Origin of the sequence: Acinetobacter lwoffii, from assembly GCF_015602705.1 — a bacterium.
GTDB lineage: Bacteria > Pseudomonadota > Gammaproteobacteria > Pseudomonadales > Moraxellaceae > Acinetobacter > Acinetobacter lwoffii_E.
The window spans coordinates 562,134-581,547 of the sequence record NZ_CP059081.1; the positions used below are offsets into that span (position 1 = coordinate 562,134).

General features: G+C 45.3%; 15 protein-coding genes. 9 read left to right on the plus strand and 6 right to left on the minus strand.

Annotated features, from left to right (window positions below; translation table 11 throughout):
* Positions 1 to 18 precede the first annotated feature (18 nt).
* Both H0S56_RS02665 and H0S56_RS02670 read left to right on the plus strand, forming a co-directional pair.
* Entirely contained in the window at positions 19 to 636 is a 618-nt protein-coding gene (locus H0S56_RS02665; RefSeq protein WP_004281638.1) for a DUF805 domain-containing protein, read from the plus strand.
* Between the two features lie 664 nt (positions 637 to 1,300).
* Complete coding sequence (locus H0S56_RS02670) at positions 1,301 to 1,945, plus strand: hypothetical protein (RefSeq protein ID WP_195725598.1); 645 nt, start codon at positions 1,301 to 1,303, stop codon at positions 1,943 to 1,945.
* Between the two features lie 15 nt (positions 1,946 to 1,960).
* On the opposite strand, the gene H0S56_RS02675 is transcribed toward H0S56_RS02670, so the two are convergent.
* Positions 1,961 to 3,148 (minus strand): MFS transporter, encoded by a 1,188-nt coding sequence (locus H0S56_RS02675; protein ID WP_195725599.1) that lies wholly within the window; start codon positions 3,146 to 3,148, stop codon positions 1,961 to 1,963.
* Positions 3,149 to 4,131: 983 nt separating this feature from the next.
* Between H0S56_RS02675 and H0S56_RS02680 the strand changes: the two genes are divergently transcribed.
* Genes H0S56_RS02680 through H0S56_RS02690 form a run of 3 tightly spaced genes read left to right on the plus strand, consistent with a single transcriptional unit; the run spans position 4,132 to position 7,043 of the window.
* Positions 4,132 to 5,259, plus strand: coding sequence for a Re/Si-specific NAD(P)(+) transhydrogenase subunit alpha (locus H0S56_RS02680; RefSeq protein ID WP_005106077.1), 1,128 nt, complete (start codon positions 4,132 to 4,134; stop codon positions 5,257 to 5,259).
* A gap of 11 nt (positions 5,260 to 5,270) precedes the next feature.
* Complete coding sequence (locus H0S56_RS02685; protein WP_004281642.1) at positions 5,271 to 5,594, plus strand: proton-translocating transhydrogenase family protein; 324 nt, start codon at positions 5,271 to 5,273, stop codon at positions 5,592 to 5,594.
* A 3-nt stretch (positions 5,595 to 5,597) separates the two neighbouring features.
* Entirely contained in the window at positions 5,598 to 7,043 is a 1,446-nt protein-coding gene (locus tag H0S56_RS02690; RefSeq protein WP_005252850.1) for an NAD(P)(+) transhydrogenase (Re/Si-specific) subunit beta, read from the plus strand.
* A gap of 559 nt (positions 7,044 to 7,602) precedes the next feature.
* Here H0S56_RS02690 and rsfS read toward each other — a convergent pair.
* The 5 genes from rsfS to H0S56_RS02715 all read right to left on the minus strand — a co-directional run bounded on the left by rsfS (position 7,603) and on the right by H0S56_RS02715 (position 13,531).
* Entirely contained in the window at positions 7,603 to 8,013 is a 411-nt protein-coding gene (gene rsfS, locus H0S56_RS02695) for a ribosome silencing factor (protein WP_004281644.1), read from the minus strand.
* 81 nt (positions 8,014 to 8,094) lie between these two features.
* A complete protein-coding gene (locus H0S56_RS02700; protein ID WP_005101810.1) occupies positions 8,095 to 8,883 on the minus strand; it encodes a hydroxypyruvate isomerase family protein in 789 nt (262 codons plus the stop codon).
* A 39-nt stretch (positions 8,884 to 8,922) separates the two neighbouring features.
* The gene (locus H0S56_RS02705) at positions 8,923 to 9,792 is read right to left on the minus strand and encodes an NAD(P)-dependent oxidoreductase (protein WP_195725600.1); all 870 of its coding nucleotides are present in this window, start codon (positions 9,790 to 9,792) and stop codon (positions 8,923 to 8,925) included.
* A 36-nt stretch (positions 9,793 to 9,828) separates the two neighbouring features.
* Positions 9,829 to 10,617: a crotonase/enoyl-CoA hydratase family protein gene (locus tag H0S56_RS02710; RefSeq protein WP_004645147.1), complete on the minus strand. Its 789-nt coding sequence runs from the start codon at positions 10,615 to 10,617 to the stop codon at positions 9,829 to 9,831.
* A 106-nt stretch (positions 10,618 to 10,723) separates the two neighbouring features.
* Positions 10,724 to 13,531 carry a GacS-like sensor histidine kinase gene (locus tag H0S56_RS02715; RefSeq protein WP_195725601.1) on the minus strand — a complete coding sequence of 936 codons (2,808 nt, stop codon included), beginning with the start codon at positions 13,529 to 13,531 and terminating at the stop codon, positions 10,724 to 10,726.
* Between the two features lie 362 nt (positions 13,532 to 13,893).
* Here H0S56_RS02715 and cysM point away from each other — a divergent pair, with 362 nt between their 5' ends.
* Genes cysM through H0S56_RS02735 form a run of 4 tightly spaced genes read left to right on the plus strand, consistent with a single transcriptional unit; the run spans position 13,894 to position 19,397 of the window.
* Positions 13,894 to 14,823, plus strand: coding sequence for a cysteine synthase CysM (cysM, locus tag H0S56_RS02720; protein ID WP_195725602.1), 930 nt, complete (start codon positions 13,894 to 13,896; stop codon positions 14,821 to 14,823).
* 18 nt (positions 14,824 to 14,841) lie between these two features.
* Positions 14,842 to 15,660 carry a 3'-5' exonuclease gene (locus H0S56_RS02725; RefSeq protein WP_044110575.1) on the plus strand — a complete coding sequence of 273 codons (819 nt, stop codon included), beginning with the start codon at positions 14,842 to 14,844 and terminating at the stop codon, positions 15,658 to 15,660.
* Positions 15,661 to 15,666: 6 nt separating this feature from the next.
* A complete protein-coding gene (gene rlmD / locus H0S56_RS02730; RefSeq protein ID WP_195725603.1) occupies positions 15,667 to 17,055 on the plus strand; it encodes a 23S rRNA (uracil(1939)-C(5))-methyltransferase RlmD in 1,389 nt (462 codons plus the stop codon).
* Positions 17,056 to 17,087: 32 nt separating this feature from the next.
* Complete coding sequence (locus H0S56_RS02735; protein WP_114541825.1) at positions 17,088 to 19,397, plus strand: RelA/SpoT family protein; 2,310 nt, start codon at positions 17,088 to 17,090, stop codon at positions 19,395 to 19,397.
* The last annotated feature ends 17 nt before the right edge of the window (positions 19,398 to 19,414 follow it).

Below are 19,414 nucleotides of genomic sequence, written 5' to 3' on the forward strand. Positions count from 1 at the left end.
TTAAGGGGTAGCACCAGAATGAAAGGTACATTATTAGATTTTAGTATTCAAACAAATGAAGGGATTATTACTGGTCAAGATAATAATCGATATAAGTTTACAGGTGCTGAGTGGAAAGAAAATGTTTCCCCAAGCCGCGGACAGCAAGTCGATTTTGAAGTCAGTGAGTCTGGTCAGGCTGTTGGTATTTATCTTGAGTATCCAGCTCAAGCTCTAGCAAAAAAACAAATTTCTGCATCAACAGGCACAGCTGTAGAATTAAAAGATGAAGCAAATTATAACCTTCTCGACTGGTCAATGAAATGTATGCGGAAGTATGTCGATTTTTCTGGGCGTGCAAGACGTAAAGAGTATTGGTATTTCTACCTATTCCAGATTATTGTCGGATTCGGTCTAGGGATAATTGCTGCCATACTTGACTTAAGTGATGATGGGTTGAATGGTATTATGGCTTTGATGTATTTAGTCTTTTTACTACCGAACTTATCTGTTCTTGCACGCCGACTGCATGACGTGAATCGTTCTGGATGGTGGATGCTTATTTCATTGACAATTATTGGACTTATTCCTCTATTTATTTGGTTGGTTTCAGAAACAAAGCAAGAATCAAACCAATGGGGACAACCTGCAAAATAATTGAGCTAAGGGCTTTCTGCTAGTTTGTGGGAAGCCTTATTTTCTGTTCAAATTATGCTGCATCAAGTGAATGCTATACAATAAATTATGATTATCACCTTGGCACGTAATTGAGATAAGCATTGCTTTTTAAGTATTCGTAGACTTTGAGGATGCTGTGTTTTAATCTCAAGCATATTTTATTAACTTTTTTAGCTTTGACTGCCTGTTAAATTATCAGAATAAATAATAATGACTGGATATTTTACACCAAATTTACGCCACTAAAATTCAAAAATACTATAAATAATTGTTTTTAAAGGGTAAAATTTATCATGATGTCCAATCCATCATTGGCGCAACACTGATTCGTGGTTGAAGTTTATTTTCAATGGTGGTCAGATCAGTCATTCAAAATCACGCCTTAACGAAATGGAAGAAAGAAGAAGCAATCCATGCAATCACTCAGCTATTGGTTTTTGGCTAAAACCGGATCGGCTGACGTCGCAAAAAGAGGGCGTAATACTAGCATAAAATCAGAAAAACCACCCGGCGAACTTGAGCTAGCCCGGTAAATCCAGGGAATGAAAGAAGAAATAAAATTGGAATTCCCAGTCAAGTTGGAATGGTATATTTTGATAGGAGAAAGATGAAGATAAAAATTTTAGAAATAAGGAGAATAATCATGTTGTTATTGGAGGAAATTTATAAAAGCCATAAAGCACAAAATTCGGCACATTTTAATTTAAGAATTCATCGGGGCTTAGGCTGGTTTAAAAAATCGCTAGACTTGGATCAGGATCTGGATTTTAAGTTTATCAGCCTGTGGATCAGCTTTCAGGCGATTTATGCAGATGAGAGTGATCTAGTTCAAGATCAAAGCAAGCTGCAGCAGTTTCTGGAAACACTCTGCCAAAAGGATCTGGATCAGAAAATTAATCATATTCTCTGGGACAAATACCACCAGCCGATTCGCTCACTCTTGGCCAGTCCCTATGTGGAACAAAGCTTTTGGGATTATCGCCATCAGAAAATTAGTCTGGAAAGCTGTCAAGCTGATCTGGAAACACAGAAAAAAAATATACAGCATGCTTTAAAAGAACGAAATTCTGTTGAAATTTTAGCTGGAATATTTCAGCGTTTATCTACCTTGCACCATCAGATAATGCAGGGTGGCGCCACGTATCACAGCTCGCTGAATTATAAATCATTAGAGGAAAGCTGCCGGATTCTGGCAGCCTTATTGCCGGTTTTTATCTGTATTTTATTGGAAAATTCACAAACTCTTGATCTGAATAAGCCTTATTATCCGGCGGCGCAAGTCAGCTAAATATAGTCAAAATACTTATGCAGTTGTTCTGGCCTGATACCATTGATCCAGCAGGGCGAATAAGGTAGCGCACAAAGCTAGCCCAAGTCCTGCCAGACAGGTCATGCTCCAGCCACCGTGATGCCAGGCATAAACCCCTAAGGCTGAACCACATGCACCACCAATAAAATACAAGGTCATATAGAGTGAATTGACCCGTGATTTGGCATCCGGGCGCAGGCGGAAAATTACGTTCTGGTTACAGCTGTGCGTAATCGCGAGTCCAAGATTTATCAGCCCATAACCCAAAATATAACTCAGCAAAGACACTGCACCAAAATATAAAAACAGCCAGCTCCCCACCAGGATAGAACAGCCGATCCAGCTCAGTGTTTTGATATGGCCACGATCGGCCCATTTGCCAATGAACTGCGTGGAAAGTGCGCCAAATACACCGACCAGCGTGACCAGTCCGACCATGACATCAGAAAGCTGAAAAGGTTCCTGCGTTAGCAGTAGAGCGATGGTGGAGAACAACATACTCATGGCAGCAAAAGCACACGCACCTGTCAGTGAACGCAATACCAGATGTGGTTCCTGCTTGAGTAATATCCCCATAGATTTAAAAATCGCTGTATAGCTGATTCTCAGACGTGGCAGGCTCGGTAGTTTTCCTTTCAAATAAAAACTTAAAGCCAGCATACTTATGCCACTGACGATATAAATCATTTTCCAGTGAAACAGGTCGGAAAGTAATCCGGCAATACTGGTCGAGAGCAGAATACCGACCAGTAATCCGCTCATCAGGAAGCCCACCACTTCTCCGGTTTTTTCCGGTTTGACCGCCATGGTGGCTAAGGGAATCAGAATCTGTGCAGCCACGGAAAACAGTCCGGCAATGATAGTGCCGACCCAGAGCATCGGCAGATTCACAGCACTAGCACAAATAAATAAACCTGCTGCGGCACCCAGCATGAGGAAAGGGATCAGTTTAGTCTTATTTAGCATGTCACCTAAAGGCACAATAAACAGCAGGCCCAGGGCATAAGAGATTTGAGCAAAAGTGACAGTAAGTGCCACTTGTGATTCAGGTACCTGATAATACTGCTGAATCGATGAAATCAACGGCTGGCAATAATAGTTCGCGCCGGCACATAAACCGCATGCAATCGCCATCAGCCATAATAAGGGCTTATTTTGACTAATATCGAGAGGCGTGTGCATAGGGCTAACCTTGTATTCAGACCGGAAGAATTGAAATGAGGAATAAGAATAATGTTCAAATTGAGGGCACTATAGGCCAGAAGTTCTCGCTTTAAAAGTAGAGAAATATTGCCAGCATTGAAAATCGTTAGAACTCAGGCAGCTTAAAGAAAGAAGTGCAATTTTAAATAGAAAATATGAGTGAATGTTTGCAGAATTTTTTATCTTTTGATAATGGGGTTGCTTCATTAAAGCGCAGCTTGATCTAGAAACAATAAAAAAGAAGCACTCAGCCAAAAAAGTGGAATATTTACTCTATTTTGTTGCGCAAATTTGGTGCAAAAATGGGATTTCCCATTTTGAATCAAGTTCAGTACATTAATATAATAAATAGTACGCAAGGTTTTTTCTACCCTTTATCTGACTGTTTGAGACTTGGGTCTTATAAAATTTTGGCGATTATTTTTTTGTCAGATGTATCAATTATGTCTGATGAAGATCTGCTCAAAACAAATTCTATCATTTCATAAAATACGATTTTAACATCTAAAAACAGTGCTCTTGCTTGAGTACTAAATCTGTCAAAAAAGTCAAAACTAAAAAAACGACGCAGCTAAAGTGCCGCTATCTATAGGGACTAGAGAAATTGAAAGTCTGCTTCTGAATCAAGAAATACAGCAATCATTGTCAGAATCATCAATGTAACAAAATAAATCAGAAATTCGCGCTTATTTACGCCAGCAAAATCTGGATATTTCATTCAGTGGAATGAATATCGTTTATAAAATCATCGAATATGAATAGCTAGAGAATTAAATAAATGTGCTATTGCAGCATCATTTTTATGAATCATCAGTTCAAAATATAGGTATTTATTAAATAAATAGTAGGTGGTAATTTCAAACAGTTTGATTAGAATCCAAAAATTCAACAAGAACACATCCTGAGGGGAAGCATCGTTTTACACGATGTTTACTTAAGAAAAATTAGCTTGAGGAACGCTCATGCAGATCGGAATTCCAGCCGAAACTGTTGTCGGTGAAAATCGCGTCGCTGCGACGCCAGAGACAGTAAAGAAATTGATCAGCGCAGGACATAGCGTGATTATCGAACGTGGTGCAGGGGTTAAAGCTGCCTATATCGATAGTGCCTATGAACAAGTTGGTGCCAAAATTACGGATGATGCCTACACCGGCAGTCAGTTGATTTTAAAAGTTCGTGCACCGAAAGGTGAGGAAATTCAAAAACTCAACCCGAATACCACTATCGTGGCAATGTTTGATCCTTACCGTAATACTGAGCTTGACCAATTCGCGGCACAAAACGTGTCTGCATTTGCATTGGAACTTTTGCCACGAACCTTATCTCGTGCGCAGAACATGGATGTCTTGTCTTCTCAAGCCAACCTTGCAGGTTACAAGTCGGTGCTTTTGGCTGCGGCTGAATACCAGCGCATGTTCCCGATGCTGATGACTGCTGCGGGTACGGTTAAACCGGCTCGTGTGGTGATTATGGGTGTCGGCGTAGCGGGTCTGCAAGCGATTGCCACTGCAAAACGTTTAGGTGCCATCGTTGAAGCCACGGACTTGCGTCCAACTGCCAAAGATCAGGTTGAATCTCTGGGCGGTAAATGGCTAGACGTGCCGATGTCTGCTGAAGAGCAGCAAAAAGCTGCAGATGCTGCCAAAAATGGTTATGGCTGGATGCCGGGTGAAGAATACATCCGCGATCAGGCTGCAATTGTTGATAAAGCGGTATCAAATGCTGACATCGTGATTACCACAGCGCTTTTACCGGGTCGTGATGCACCGCGTTTAATCCGTGCTGAAACAGTTGCGAAAATGAAACCGGGTTCAGTGATTCTGGACATGGCAGTAGAATCTGGCGGTAACGTCGAAGGTTCGAAATGCGGTGAAACAGTCCATACCGACAATGGCGTCAAAATTCTCGGCATTCCGAATATTCCGTCGACTGTATCAACTGAAGCCTCTGCTTTATACGCTCGTAACGTATTTAACTTCGTTGAAACACTATTTGATGCGGATAAGAATTTTGTTCTGAATCCAGAAGAAGAAATTCAAAAAGCCCTACTTGTCACTCATGGCGGCCAAGTGCTGCTGAAACGTGGTTAAGGAGAAGACTCATGGTTGAAACAATTACGATTTTTGTCCTTGCCATTTTCGTAGGTTACTACGTGGTGTGGGGGGTAACACCAGCATTACATACGCCGTTGATGGCGGTGACCAATGCTTTGTCATCGATCATTATTGTCGGTGCAATGATTCAGACCGTTGGCCTGCCGGTGATTGGCGTTGAAGGTAGCGTGGATTTCCAGACCATTAACGTGGTGAGCGTACTTGGCGCGATTGCAGTATTCCTGGCGAGCATTAATATTTTCGGTGGCTTTGCAGTGACTGCACGTATGCTGGAAATGTTTAAACCTAAGCAAAAGAAAAAAGAGGGTTAATCCATGGAAATGATTCGAGAATATGCGGATTGGTTCTACCTGATTGGTGCCGTTCTTTTTATCCTGACGCTACGTGGTTTATCAGGTCCTAAAACTGCGATTGCCGGTAACCGTTACGGGATGATCGCGATGGCCATTGCGGTCGTGACTACCTTCTTTGTAGCTGAGAATCCGGTGGTCTGGATGATCATTGGCGCAATGGTGCTGGGTGCAATCGTGGGGATTGCCCGTGCACGTACAGTTCCAATGACCCAGATGCCTGAAACTGTAGCATTGATGCACTCATTGGTAGGTCTGGCTGCGGTCCTGATTGCTGTCGCTGCCATTATTCACAACAACAAACTGATTGAACTAGGTCCAGACCTGTTGGCTGCCAATGGTGTCAATTTTCATGAAATGAGTCGTGTTCATTTATTTGAACTGTTTGTGGGCTGTTTCGTGGGTGCGATTACCTTTACCGCCTCAGTCTTTGCTTACGGCAAACTGGCTGCTAAGAAATGGGCGAAAACCATTTCAGGTGCGTGGGTGAAACCGGTTCAGGCAATCATCTTTATTGCAATGTTAGGTTTTGGTGTTCACTTCTTCCTGACTGGCAATATGACATCGTTCTGGGCGATGACAGGCCTTGCGCTGGCATTCGGCTGGGTATGGATTGCACCAGTCGGTGGTGGGGATATGCCAGTGGTGGTATCTCTACTCAATTCATTCTCGGGTTGGGCGGCAGCTGGTATTGGTTTTACCCTAGAAAACAACATGTTGATCGTTGCGGGTTCGCTGGTGGGTTCTTCAGGTGCCATTCTGTCTTACATCATGTGTAAAGCGATGAACCGTTCAATCATCAACGTTTTGTTTGGTGGTGCGATGGGCGGTGCAGCTGCGCCGACAGCAGGAGCAGGTGAACAGGTTCAACGTAATCACCGTTCTGGCTCGGCAGATGATGCAGGCTTCCTGATGTCAAATGCAGACAGCGTGGTGATTGTACCGGGTTATGGTATGGCGCAAGGCCGTGCACAGAATGCGGTAAAAGAATTGGCTAACTTGCTGAAAGAGCAGGGCGTAACGGTTCGTTTCGCGATTCACCCTGTAGCAGGTCGTATGCCGGGTCATATGAACGTACTCCTTGCTGAAGCGGACGTACCGTATGAAGACATTCTGGAAATGGATGAGATCAACTCGGACTTCCCGGCAACAGATGTGGTGCTGGTCATTGGTGCGAACGACGTTGTGAACCCTGCGGCGAAAGATGATCCAACCTCGCCAATTTATGGCATGCCGATTCTGGAAGCGCATAAGGCACGTACGATTATGGTGATCAAGCGTTCTATGGCAACCGGTTATGCAGGTCTGGACAATGACTTGTTCTATAATGACAAGACCATGATGATCTTCGGTGATGCCAAGAAAGTGGTGGAGGATATGACCAAAGCCATTAATGGTACGGGTCACTAATTCAAAATCTCCCCTAACCCCTCTTTAATAAAGAGGGGAACTTCCAAAATCAAATTGGTTAGTCAGGTAAGTCCTCCTTTTTTAAAGGGGGACTTTTTTGATAAAGGCTCCCTCCTTTGAAAAAGGAGGGTCGGGGAGGATTAAATAAAAAACCACCTTCGGGTTAATGCTGATCAGTTAAGAAATTTAGAAATAGACTCTTTAACTTTTCAGTCGTTCACGACAGAGTCTTAACTTTTTAAATCAAATATTTGCAATATCATTTGTTACTTTGGTTCCGCCCAAAGTAACCAAAAGCATTTGTCATCCGCAAAACTCGTCAGCCACCATCCACTAGCAAATTTGTCGCAGAAACAATCATTTTTTAATGTAGTCCTGCCTCAGACAGTTGCGGATGACTTTTCCAGCTATCATATATAATCATGAATTTAAAAAGAAAATTCCAGTCAATTGCTTAACTGACTGGCATTAACCTTCGGGTGGTTTTTTATTTCGCATTCTTTTTATACGCACATAAAAAAAGCGACCTACACAGGTCGCTTTTTTGAATATTCGGTTTTTACGCTACAGAGTCAGTAGTATCTGTAGGATTGCGCCATAAGCTTTCTAGGTCATAGAATTTACGCGCTGTTGGAAGCATACAATGAACCACAACATAACCAAGGTCGATGAGGATCCATTCAGCATCACGTTCGCCTTCAATACCAAGAGGGCGGAAGCCAGCTTTACGTGCTTCTTCAGCAACGTTATTGGCCAATGATTTGATGTGACGTGTCGATGTACCGCTTGCAATGACCATAGCATCAGCCACATTACTGATACCGCTGACATCAAGCTCAACAATTTCTTTTGCTTTTACATCTTCAAGTGCAGCATGTACGACTTTTAAGCAGTCCTGTACAGCTTGAGAATTTGAATTCATAGTAAGATCGTGAGAATTAGAAGCGCTGGGCGATGGTTCTAAATTCATGGGGAGTGTAATTTCCTAACAATTATGCATGGTCTAATATAGCGGTTTTAGTCCTGAATTTCAAATGAAGCCGCAGTCCACTCAGTCATGCTCCGGAAAGAACTCAGCTTTCCAGTCAAAGGAATCGTTGGAATGTCCGCTGGGTTTATACTCGGCAGCGACATAACCTTGATATTGACTATGTTTTAACCACTGAAATATATCATGATATTGAATTGAGCCCGTATTGGGTTGATGTCGTCCCGGACAATCCGCAAACTGGATATGACCAATCGAGGCAATATTTTCTTGCAAAGTTTCCAGGACATCTTCGCCCATCATTGCCATGTGGTAACAGTCATACTGCATTTTTAAGGCCGGATGATGTACCGCTTCCAGCATTTCCTGGGCTTGGGCAACATTTTGAATCAAAAAACGTGGCATATCGGTGCCATTGATCATTTCGAAGACCGGTTCAATTTGATGCTCAAGCAGCATTGAACAGGCCATTTTTAGGTTACTCGCCAGCGTATTCAGGCAGGGTAAAAGATCACAATCCCTAGGCTGTTTTCCTGCCAGAATGTTCACCCGAGGTACATTCAATGCGGTAGCATACTGGATGGCCTGCTCAACCGCATGACGAAACTCGATTTCCTGTCCTGGAATGCCAGCCAGACCATGACCGCCCTGCATTAAATCACCTGCCGGCACATTAATCAGGCACAAGTTTAGCTGATGGGTGCTGAGCTGGTTTTGAATCTGGCCAATCGTAAGTTCATAAGGAAACTGGATTTCCACATGATTAAAGCCCTGTGCACGAGCCAGCGCGAAACGTTCGATCAGCGGCACTTCGGTAAAAATCATCGACAGGTTGACGGCAAGTTTAATCATGTCTTTCTCTTCAATATTCAAGGCCGCATCAATCAAGCGTTATGAATGTTTTAGTTGCTGGATTACAGTAGCCAGATCTGCTTCGGCAAAGCCTTGGGCTTGATGAGCATGTAACTGCGTTAAAGCTTGAGTCGCCACCGGAACATCCAGGTCAAAGCTTTGTGCCAGTTGCACGGCATTATTCAGATCCTTGGATAAGGTCTGTACTTTCCATTGCACCGGTTCAAAAGTTTGCGTGGCCATACGCGGTGCCAGAATCTGAAAAGGCTTGGAGTCAGCAAAACCACCCGCCAGCGCAGGCGCCAGTAAACGTGTATCCACCCCGGCAAGTCCAGCAAGGGCGACCGCTTCTGCGATCAAGGTGCTATTGGCAGCCACAATCAGCTGATTACAGATTTTAGTCGCCTGACCGGTACCCGTATCACCCATGCGGGTCACGCGTTGTGAAAGTACTGCATAGATCGGATTAAGATTTTCAATAGTCGCGGCATTACCACCGGCAAAAATCACCAGACTGCCTTGTTCAGCTCCGGCGGTACCGCCTGAAACTGGAGAGTCAATCCAGATTACTTTCTTGGCCTGTGCTTGCGCGGCAAGTGCTTGAGTTTGCTGTACCGAAAGACTGGAAAAATCCACAATCACTTGCTCCGCAACCAAATACGGTTCGATCTGAGCAAAAACAGATTGCACTGCCTGATCATCTGCCAGGCAGGTCAGAATCACCGGGTAATCTGTAATCTTATCCAAAGATAGCGTAGTTGCACCTAGATCCAGCAAGGGCTCACAGGCAGATGGTGTACGGTTCCAGACTGCCACCTGAAAACCTGCTTGAAGCAGACGTGTGGCCATGCGAGTGCCCATCAGGCCCATACCTAAAAAGGCAATTTTAGTATCGCGATTCAACTGCATGCTTTGGTTTATTCCTTTCCTAGATTCAGACTGGGTTTATTTGTATTGGCGCGGTACAAACTGAACCTCTGGGTTTTTGTCCTTTTTACGGGCCAATTGACTGTTTTTACCCAGCAGCAATTTCAATTGCCAGATTTTTTCCATACGCAGGGATTTATTCGGACGATGCTGCATGGCATCCAGTACAAATTTAGAAGCCATCAGGGCATCTGGAGAACGTTGCAGCATTTCTTCAGCCAAGGCTTGTGCTCTCGCCAATGGCTGTTCATCGACATGGGTGATCAGACCGATTTCTTTGGCATATTCGCCCTCAAAAATCCGGGCAGTCAAAGTCAGCTCTTTGGCCAGATCAATACCAATCAGGCCTTTCAGTGAGCGGCTGAGTCCCATGTCTGGTACCAGTCCCCAACGGGTTTCCATAATTGACATTTTGGTTTCAGGATGGGCAATGCGGATATCTGCGGCCAGAGCAAGCTGCATGCCGGCACCAAAACAGAAGCCTTCCATCGCTGCAATCACCGGGACTGGCAATTCCTGCCAGACCAGAAATGCTTTTTGAAACAGGCTTTGACCCGGACGAATAAGTTCCCATGCGGCATAAGCACGATTTTTAGGATTATTTAAATCGGCCAGATCAATACCGGCACTAAAGACCTGGGCTTCTCCCGTTAAAATCACACATCGGATGCTTTTATCTTTTTTGATTTTTTGTGCAGTCGCGACCAGTTCGCGCAGCAGGGCAAAGCTCATGGCATTGCGTTTATCCGGACGATTCAGTGTAACAGTGGCAATGCCGTTATTTTTTTCCAAGCGCACGAGTGACATGGCATTCTTCCTTATTTTTCCTGGCTTGAGCATAGCATGCAGCCTTTAGGCTTGCATGACAGCTCAGTCACACTTCTTAAGTCATGGACTGAGCCACTTCAGAGGTTTAATTCAAATGTTGCTTCAAAATTTGCTGGGCAGCCTGTTCAACCTGTTCAACCACGGCTTTGAGTTCATCAAAATATTTCAACACGTCTTGAACAAAGCTTTCATCGGCCTTACGACGTTCTTTACGCAAGGTCGAAACGAACTGTTCAAAGCCACCAGTGACTTTCTGCAGAGTCGGTGCACCGACATAGCGGGTCGCGCCATATAGACGATGCAGTACATGTTCCAGTTGTGGGAAATCTTCCAGTTCAATCAGTTGCTGCATTTCATCGAGTTCATCTGCAAAGCTGTCTACCAGCATGCGTAACAGGTCTACCGCCAGATCCTCCTTATTGGCTGCCAGTTGCAGGCTTTGCTGCCAGTCCAGAATATTCGGATCCAGAGCATCAATCACATTGGCACGTTCCAGTACCGGAATCCGTTTAAAATGCTCGGTGGTCCAGTGCGTCAAAATTTGGATAATCTGCTCGATCTGAATCGGCTTGGTGACATAATCATCCATGCCGTTTTGCAGCAGTTTATGTTTTTCATCAGAAAGTGCATGCGCCGTCAGGGCGATAATTGGCAGGCGACTATGATTTTCAAAGGTCGATTCCAGCGAGCGAATGGCACGGGTGGTATCGATCCCCGACATCACCGGCATCTGAATGTCCATAAACACCAGATCAAACGCCGGTTGTTCCTGTTCATAACGGCGCTGAATAATATCGATCGCTTCCTGTCCGCTGAGGGCTTTGGTCGTGGTGACATTGAGTTCGCCCAGCAAGGCTTCCAGAACAATCAGGTTGGGCAAATGATCATCCACGGCCAGAATATGCAGGCCTTGACCATTGAATTCTTCATGCTGTTCCTGATCGAAGACCGGCTGATTGCCGAGTAACTGAATCAGCGCGCTGCGGCTGAGTGGCTGATGCAGGGCACGGGCACGATGGTCATTGAGCATGCCTGGATCCAGTTGCATCTGATAACCATAGACAGCCAGATGACCCTGATAACGTGAACGGATTTCGCGTAACAAGACTTCACTGTCACCACTATGATCGACGATCAGCCAGGTATTTTCGCTATTCTGTAAATGATTCAGACGGCTAAACAGATCCAGAATCGATGCACATTCAATATGTTTAACCTGATAATTTTCCAGATAATGACGCAACACATTCGCAGTTGCCGGATGTGCAAGATAAGATACCACGGTCAATTCGCTAAAATCAGGATGCTCAATCACGGTATCTTCATCGACCAGGAACTGGGCAGTGAACCAGAAGGTCGAGCCTTTTTCGGTTGGGGCACGTTCCTGATTGTCTTCAAAGCCAATCTGGCCATGCATCAGGCTGACCAGCTGTTTGGAAATTGCCAGACCAAGACCGGTACCGCCAAACTGACGGGTCACCGAGGTATCACCCTGCGAGAAGGACTCAAACAGCTTTTTACGGTCGGTACCACTCAGGCCAATGCCGCTATCCTGTACACTAAAATGCAGCACACACTGATCCATTCCATCATGTTCCATGCGTGCCCGGACAATGATTTCTCCATCCGGAGTGAATTTGATCGCATTGGAAATCAGGTTGGTCAGAATCTGTTTAAATCGTAGCGCATCACCAATAATGTGTTTTGGCACACCATCTGCATAATAGAAGGCCATATCAATATGTTTTTGTGCTGCCAGAGGTGACAACATGTCCATCACATCAAAAATCGCTTCTTCCAGATCAAAAGGTGCCGTTTCCAGTTCCAGTTTGCCGGCATCAATTTTGGAAAAATCCAGAACATCATTGATCAGTGCCAGCAAATGCGCCGAAGACTTACGAATGGTCTGCAAATACAGGCTCTGCTCGTTGCTGAGATTGCCCTGACGTAACAACAGATGAATAAAACCATCAATACTGTTCAGCGGGGTGCGCAATTCATGGGAAATATTGGCCAGAAACACCGACTTGGCCTGGTTGGCCGAGATCGCCTGGTCGCGTGCCTGACGATAGGTAATATTCTGGACTTCTAAAGTGTCGAGGGTGCGGCGTAAATCGTCTTCGGTCTGTTCGGTATGTTCACGCAGTTCCAGAAAGCTGAAATGCAAACGTTTCACCACATTGGCGATATCACGTTGCAATAAACGCAGCTCGCCGGTGCTGTTAATCACCATATGCTGGCCGAGGGTATCGGCATTCAGGCGTTGCAATTGCATGCGAATCTCATACATTGGGGCGATCCAGCGCCGTGAGTAGAAATTCAAGCAAAGTAATAACAATAATAAGGTCAGTAATCCGGTCGCAATCAGTACGATCAGTACTCGGTAACGGGCAATTGCTAGCGGCTGGTTATCCAGTTCGATCGCCAGCCAGCCGGTAGAAAAAGTGTTTTCATTCACTTTAATGGCATAGATATGATTATCTTGATGCAGAATCGGACCAACAAAATTGCCGCTTTTCTCAAATTCTGGCCAAGGTGCCTGTTCCTGAAAGCCGATGCCCAAACGGTTCTTGCCATTTTCGTCTAGAACCGCTGCCCGAACCAGATGCTTTTCATTCAGCATGTTCTGCATGGCGTTGTGGGCTTGGTCATATTGCCATGGATACAGGTTCAAGATATCCAGGGCATATTCTGAAGTGCCTTGAAAGCGAGTCAGAATCGCAATGGCCATCTGCTTCTGCTGGGCACGTGCGGCATTTGAGGTTTCAGTCAACACCAGCATGGCACCGACACAGGCCAAAATGGTAATTGGCACAAAAATCAGCGCAATCAGCTGTCCATAGGCATGATTTAAGTGTAGGCGTTTAAACAGCTTTTTGTTGATCGTTGACATGATTTAAGCAGTATTTTCTTTATGCCTGGCATATTAGCATGCTTTAAATCGACAGTTAAAATTTAAGCACTATTTTTATAAAGCTTCGGATTAGGGGGTAAAAATACAAGAGATTTCAGTTAATTTTGCTCAGGTACAGCAAGACTAAGGCGCACGATATTTCAATCTGTAAAAGTGCCAGACTGAAATATTATTTTCATCTTCACCAGCGAGCTGCTTCACCTGGCTAAATTATCGGGAAATGTAGCTTATGGCTTGCTACTGTGTGAGTTTTAGTGAGTTTTCTGAAAAAGCCTTGCTAAATGGGTGCAGGGAAAAGCATTTTTTCATACAATAGCCGCACCTCGATATAGGTGCAAATAATGAGTAATACCACCCCTGATTTTCAAGCAGATGAATTTTTGTTAGACCATTATGTAGGCAAAACGCCGCTGGTGCGTTTACAGCGTCTGGCAAGTCACACTCAAGCTACAGTACTCGCGAAACTCGAAGGCAATAACCCGGCAGGTTCGGTCAAAGACCGTCCGGCCTACAATATGATCATGCAGGCCGAGAAGCGTGGGCAGATCAAGCCGGGTGACACCCTGATTGAGGCAACGAGCGGAAATACGGGGATTGCATTGGCGATGGTCGCAGCAATGCGTGGCTATAAAATGAAGCTGATCATGCCGAACAATATGAGTCAGGAACGTAAGGATGCGATGCGTGCTTATGGTGCCGAGCTGATAGAAGTAACCAAAGAGCAGGGCATGGAAGGTGCACGTGATCTTGCTGCTCAAATGCAAAATGATGGCGTGGGTCTAGTGCTGAATCAGTTTGGAAACCCGGACAATGTCGAAGCACACTACCTGACCACGGGTCCAGAAATCTGGCAGCAAACCGGTGGCAAGATTACCCATTTTGTCAGTTCTATGGGCACCACCGGCACCATCATGGGTGTGTCGAAATACCTGAAAGAAATGAATCCTGATATTCAGATCGTCGGTTTACAGCCATCTGATGGTTCAAGCATTGCCGGAATCCGTCGCTGGCCAGAAGAATATCTGCCAACCATTTTCGACCGCAGCCGAGTCGATCGCATTATTGATATTCCACAAATCGAAGCTGAAAAAACCATGCGTAAGCTGGCACAGAAAGAAGGCATTAGTGCCGGAACCTCTTCTGGTGGGGCAGTATGGGCCTCGATTAAACTGGCGGAAGAACATCCGGATGCAGTAATTGTGTGTATTATCTGTGACCGTGGTGACCGTTACTTGTCTACAGGGTTATTCTCTGTACAAGATCCTGAATAATTATTTGAGCACTGTTTTATGCGCCTACCTGTTTTAACTTTCGATATTGAAACCCAAACCGATCTCAAATCAGGCGCGCATCTGTTTGGTCTGGACCTGCCCGAAGCAGATCTGGATCAGGCCTTGACCAAATTACGCCGTCAGGATTCAGGCTCGGATTTTCAGCGTTTGCCGCTGCATGAAATCGTCTGTATTTCCGGTTTGTGGATGGATGAGCAGGGCATGAAGCTGTTTTCGTTTAGCCGAGAACAGCATTCTGAAGCAGAAATTTTGAAAAAATTCTTGTCGATTTTTGACAAGCGCCATCCGACTCTAGTGAGTTGGAACGGCTCACAGTTTGATTTACCAGTGATTTTATACCGCGCCATGTATCATGGGCTCTCTGCACCGAGTCTGTTCGATCAGGGCGAAATTGATACGCAAAAGCGTTATAATAACTACCAGAATCGTTACCATCATCGTCATGTCGACTTGATGGATGTGATGGCCATGTTTCATGCCCGTCATTTCCAGAAGCTGGATGATGTTGCACATTTGCTGGGCTATCCAGGCAAGCGCGGTGACGGAGCCTATCGGGTTCCGGAATATGTCCGCAATCAGCAATGGACCGAACTAACGTCTTATTGTGAAGGTGATGTCCTGAATACCTGGCTGGTGTATATCCGCTGGTTGCTGTTAAAAGGCCAGCTGTTGCTGCCGGATTATCAGCATCTGCTGCAAAGCACGATTCAATATTTGCAGACTCAACCGCAACATGCGGACTTTTTATCAGTCTGGCGTGAAACTTCACAACGAACTGAATTTACCCAATTTGATTTTCCCATCTCCACACCCTAGGTTTTCATGAAACATCGAGCACAAGCACGTCCTATCCAGCAACCCGAGTATATTTTTCAGGTTGAGTCACTATCGCATGAGGGACGTGGCATCGCTCATTATGGTTCACATCCGGATCATCCGCAGCATAAACATGGCAAGAAAGTCTTTATCCGTTATGCCTTGCCGGGTGAAATCGTGCGTGCCCGCATTACCCGAGAAGTTAAGAAGCTAGAAGAAGCTGACAGCCTTGAATTGTTGAGCGACGCTTCTGAGATTCGCGTGAAGCCGGTGTGTTCACATTTTGGCGTTTGTGGTGGCTGTAATATGCAGCATATTGCTGCGGATGCGCAAATTGAACTGAAACAGAATGTGCTGAAATCACATCTTCAGCATTTTGCCGGAATCCAGCCTGATCAATGGTTACCGCCTTTACGTTCACAACGTGAAGATTATCGTCGTAAAGCCCGAATCGGGGTGCGTTATCTGCCTTCCAAGGATCAGCTGGTGGTGGGCTTTCGTGAAAATCAGTCCAACAAACTCACGTCGATTGATCGCTGTATGATCTTGGATCGCGAGTTTGGCTCGGTTATACGTCTTAAACAATTGCTGCAAGGTCTCAATGGTAAGGCTGACATCGGTCATATAGAATTGGCCATGGGGGATCAGGACATTGCGCTGCTGGTGCGTGAAACTGCAAAATTATCTGCCGATGATGTCAACCAATTGCGCGAATTTACGTTACAGAAAGGCTGGCAACTGTATCTGCAGCCTGCCGGCAAAGAAACGCTCTCGCGGATAGATGATCCAGAAGCATCTGCACGCTTACACTATGGTCTTGATGACTTTGATGTGAAATTCGGCTTTAATCCTCTGGACTTTACCCAGGTAAATTCAAGCATCAATCCGCAAATGGTACGATTGGCATGTGATTTGCTTCAGCTACGACAGGGTGAACGGGTTCTGGATCTGTTTTGTGGATTAGGAAACTTTTCTTTGCCGCTGGCGCGCTGTGTTGGTGCGTCGGGTCAGGTGATTGCGGTCGAGGGAAGTGATGAAATGGTTCGACGTGGTGCGGAAAATGCCAAAAACAATGGTATTGCACAAATAGCGTTCTATTCACAAGATTTAACCAAAGATTTCTCGCACCATACTTGGGCAAATCAAGGTTTTGATGCATTATTAATCGACCCGCCACGTGCCGGGGCAGAAAAAGTCATGCATTATCTCCCTCAGTTTGGAGCTAAAAGAATCGTTTATGTGTCATGTAATCCTGCGACACTCGCCAGAGATGCAGGACTCTTGGTACAACAGGGCTATCGTCTCACCCAGGCGGGCGTGATGGATATGTTTATACATACTGGACATGTGGAATCAATCGCATTGTTCGAAAAAGAAAATCAAATAAACGATTAAAGAAATGATGTTTTTAAAAGTAGGAGACGGGTATGGTCACAGTACGTGAGCAACTCCCTGGACGACTCAATGAGTTGTCACAGGAGACGACTGTAGAACATGCCGAACAAGCACACCAGGATCTGACTGAATGGTTGGATCGGGTTCGTGGCATATTAGATGGCGCACCTTTAACGCAGCTCGAAGAAGTCGCCCACATAACATTAGAAAGAGAGCTGCAAAGTACGGTTCAGCACCGCTCCAATACCTTTTATACCGGTATTGAGATGGCGGATATTCTGGCACATCTGCATGTGGATGAAGATACTTTGTCCGCAGCCATGCTGTATCGTGCTGTTCGTGAAGGCGTCATGCCACTCAGTGAAGTACTGGAACAGTTCGGCGAACAGGTGCATAGCCTGGTCAAAGGTACGCTTGCCATGGGTAAGCTGTCTGAGCTGATCGAAAAAAATAAGCGTCTGGAAGATCATTTCAATAATAACCAGCGTGAACATCTGTCTGGCATTTACAAAATGCTAATCTCGGTCACTGAAGATGTACGTGTTGTTCTGGTCAAGCTGGCCGAACGTACTTATGCCTTGCGTGAACTGGCCAATTCCTCGCGTGAGCGTCAGGAACGGGTGGCCCGAGAAATTCTGACCATTTACTCGCCACTGGCACACCGTTTAGGTATTGCCCAGCTGAAATGGGAGCTGGAAGATCTGGCTTTCCGTTATCTTGCGCCGGAACGTTATAAAGAAATTGCTTCCTTACTGAATGAAAAGCGTCTGGAGCGTGAACAGTATATTCAGTTTGTGATTGATAAATTACGCAATGAATTGGCCGAGCATGGCATCGAAGCTGAAATTAATGGCCGGGTGAAACACATTTATTCGATTTATCGAAAAATGAAAAGCAAGAACCTGAGCTTTGATCAGCTCTATGATATTCGTGCTTTACGGGTACTGGTGAAAAGTGTGCCGGAGTGTTACCACACTTTAGGTATTGTGCATCAGATCTGGCGCCACATTCCGCATCAGTTTGATGATTACATTACCAATCCGAAAGCCAATGGCTATCGTTCTTTGCATACTGCGGTGATTGCCGAGAACAAGTCACTTGAAGTGCAGATTCGTACTCATGCAATGCATGACGAAGCTGAACTTGGGGTGTGTTCACACTTTAATTATAAAGAAGGCGCGAAAACCACAGATCGCTCCTTTAACCATCGTCTGCATTCCTTACGTGCGGTACTTGAGCATTATCAAGAACGTAATGAAAGCAGTGCACATAAAGAATCTGAAGATGAAATAGAGAATTTTGAGCATATTCAAGATTTTGAAGGCTTCGAAAAGATCTATGTGTTTAGTCGTGATGGCGATATCAAAGAGCTACCACGTGATTCGACCGTACTCGACTTTGCTTATCATGTGCATACCGAGGTCGGGAACAAGTGCTATGCCGCACGGGTGAATCAGCGCTATGTGCCGCTGACTTATACCCTGAAAACAGGTGAGCAGGTCGAGATTTTGACCAAAAAAGACCGGGAACCGAATCGGGACTGGTTGGTCAATTCATTAGGTTATATCAAGACTGCCCGTGCGCGGGACAAGCTGCGTCACTGGTTCCGTCAGCAGGATCGTAGCAAGAACCTGGAAGTCGGCCGTGAAGTACTGAACAAAGAATTGTCACGTCTGGCAATTCATCCGAAATCGATTGATCTGAGTGATTATTGCAACCACTTCAATGTCAAAACCGGTGATGACATTCTGGTGAATCTGGTCAATGGTGATATCAGCCTGCATGCCCTGATTAATCAGGTGAACCGTCACATGCATCTGGATCAGGACGAGCCTGAGCTGGTGCTGAAACCTGCCTTGAACCCGCGTGCCAGTCATACACTGTCAGCGCACGGGATTCTGATCGACGGTTTAGATAACGTGGAACTGCATGTCGCGCAATGTTGCCAACCGGTGCATGGTGAATCGATCGCTGGCTATATCACTCTGAATCGTGGAGTGAGCATTCATAAGGTGGCCTGTCCGGACTATGTGCGCATGATCACCCAAGAGCCTGAGCGTGCGGTAGAAGCCGATTGGGAAATGCAGCCGACTCGTGGTCAGAGCGTACAGATTGTGGTGGAAGCTTATGATCGACGCGGTTTGCTCAAAGATCTCACGCAAGTGATTTTCTCGGATCAGATCAATATCCGTCAGGTGAATACCATTTCGGAAGCGGATGGTATTGCCAATATGAAGCTGCTGATTGAAGTCAAAGGTCTGGCACAACTTTCCAAGCTGCTGGCCCGTCTTGAGCAGCAACCGGGAATTATCAGCGCGCGTCGTCTGGTACAGGGTACTTAATTCCTGTTATGTAAGTT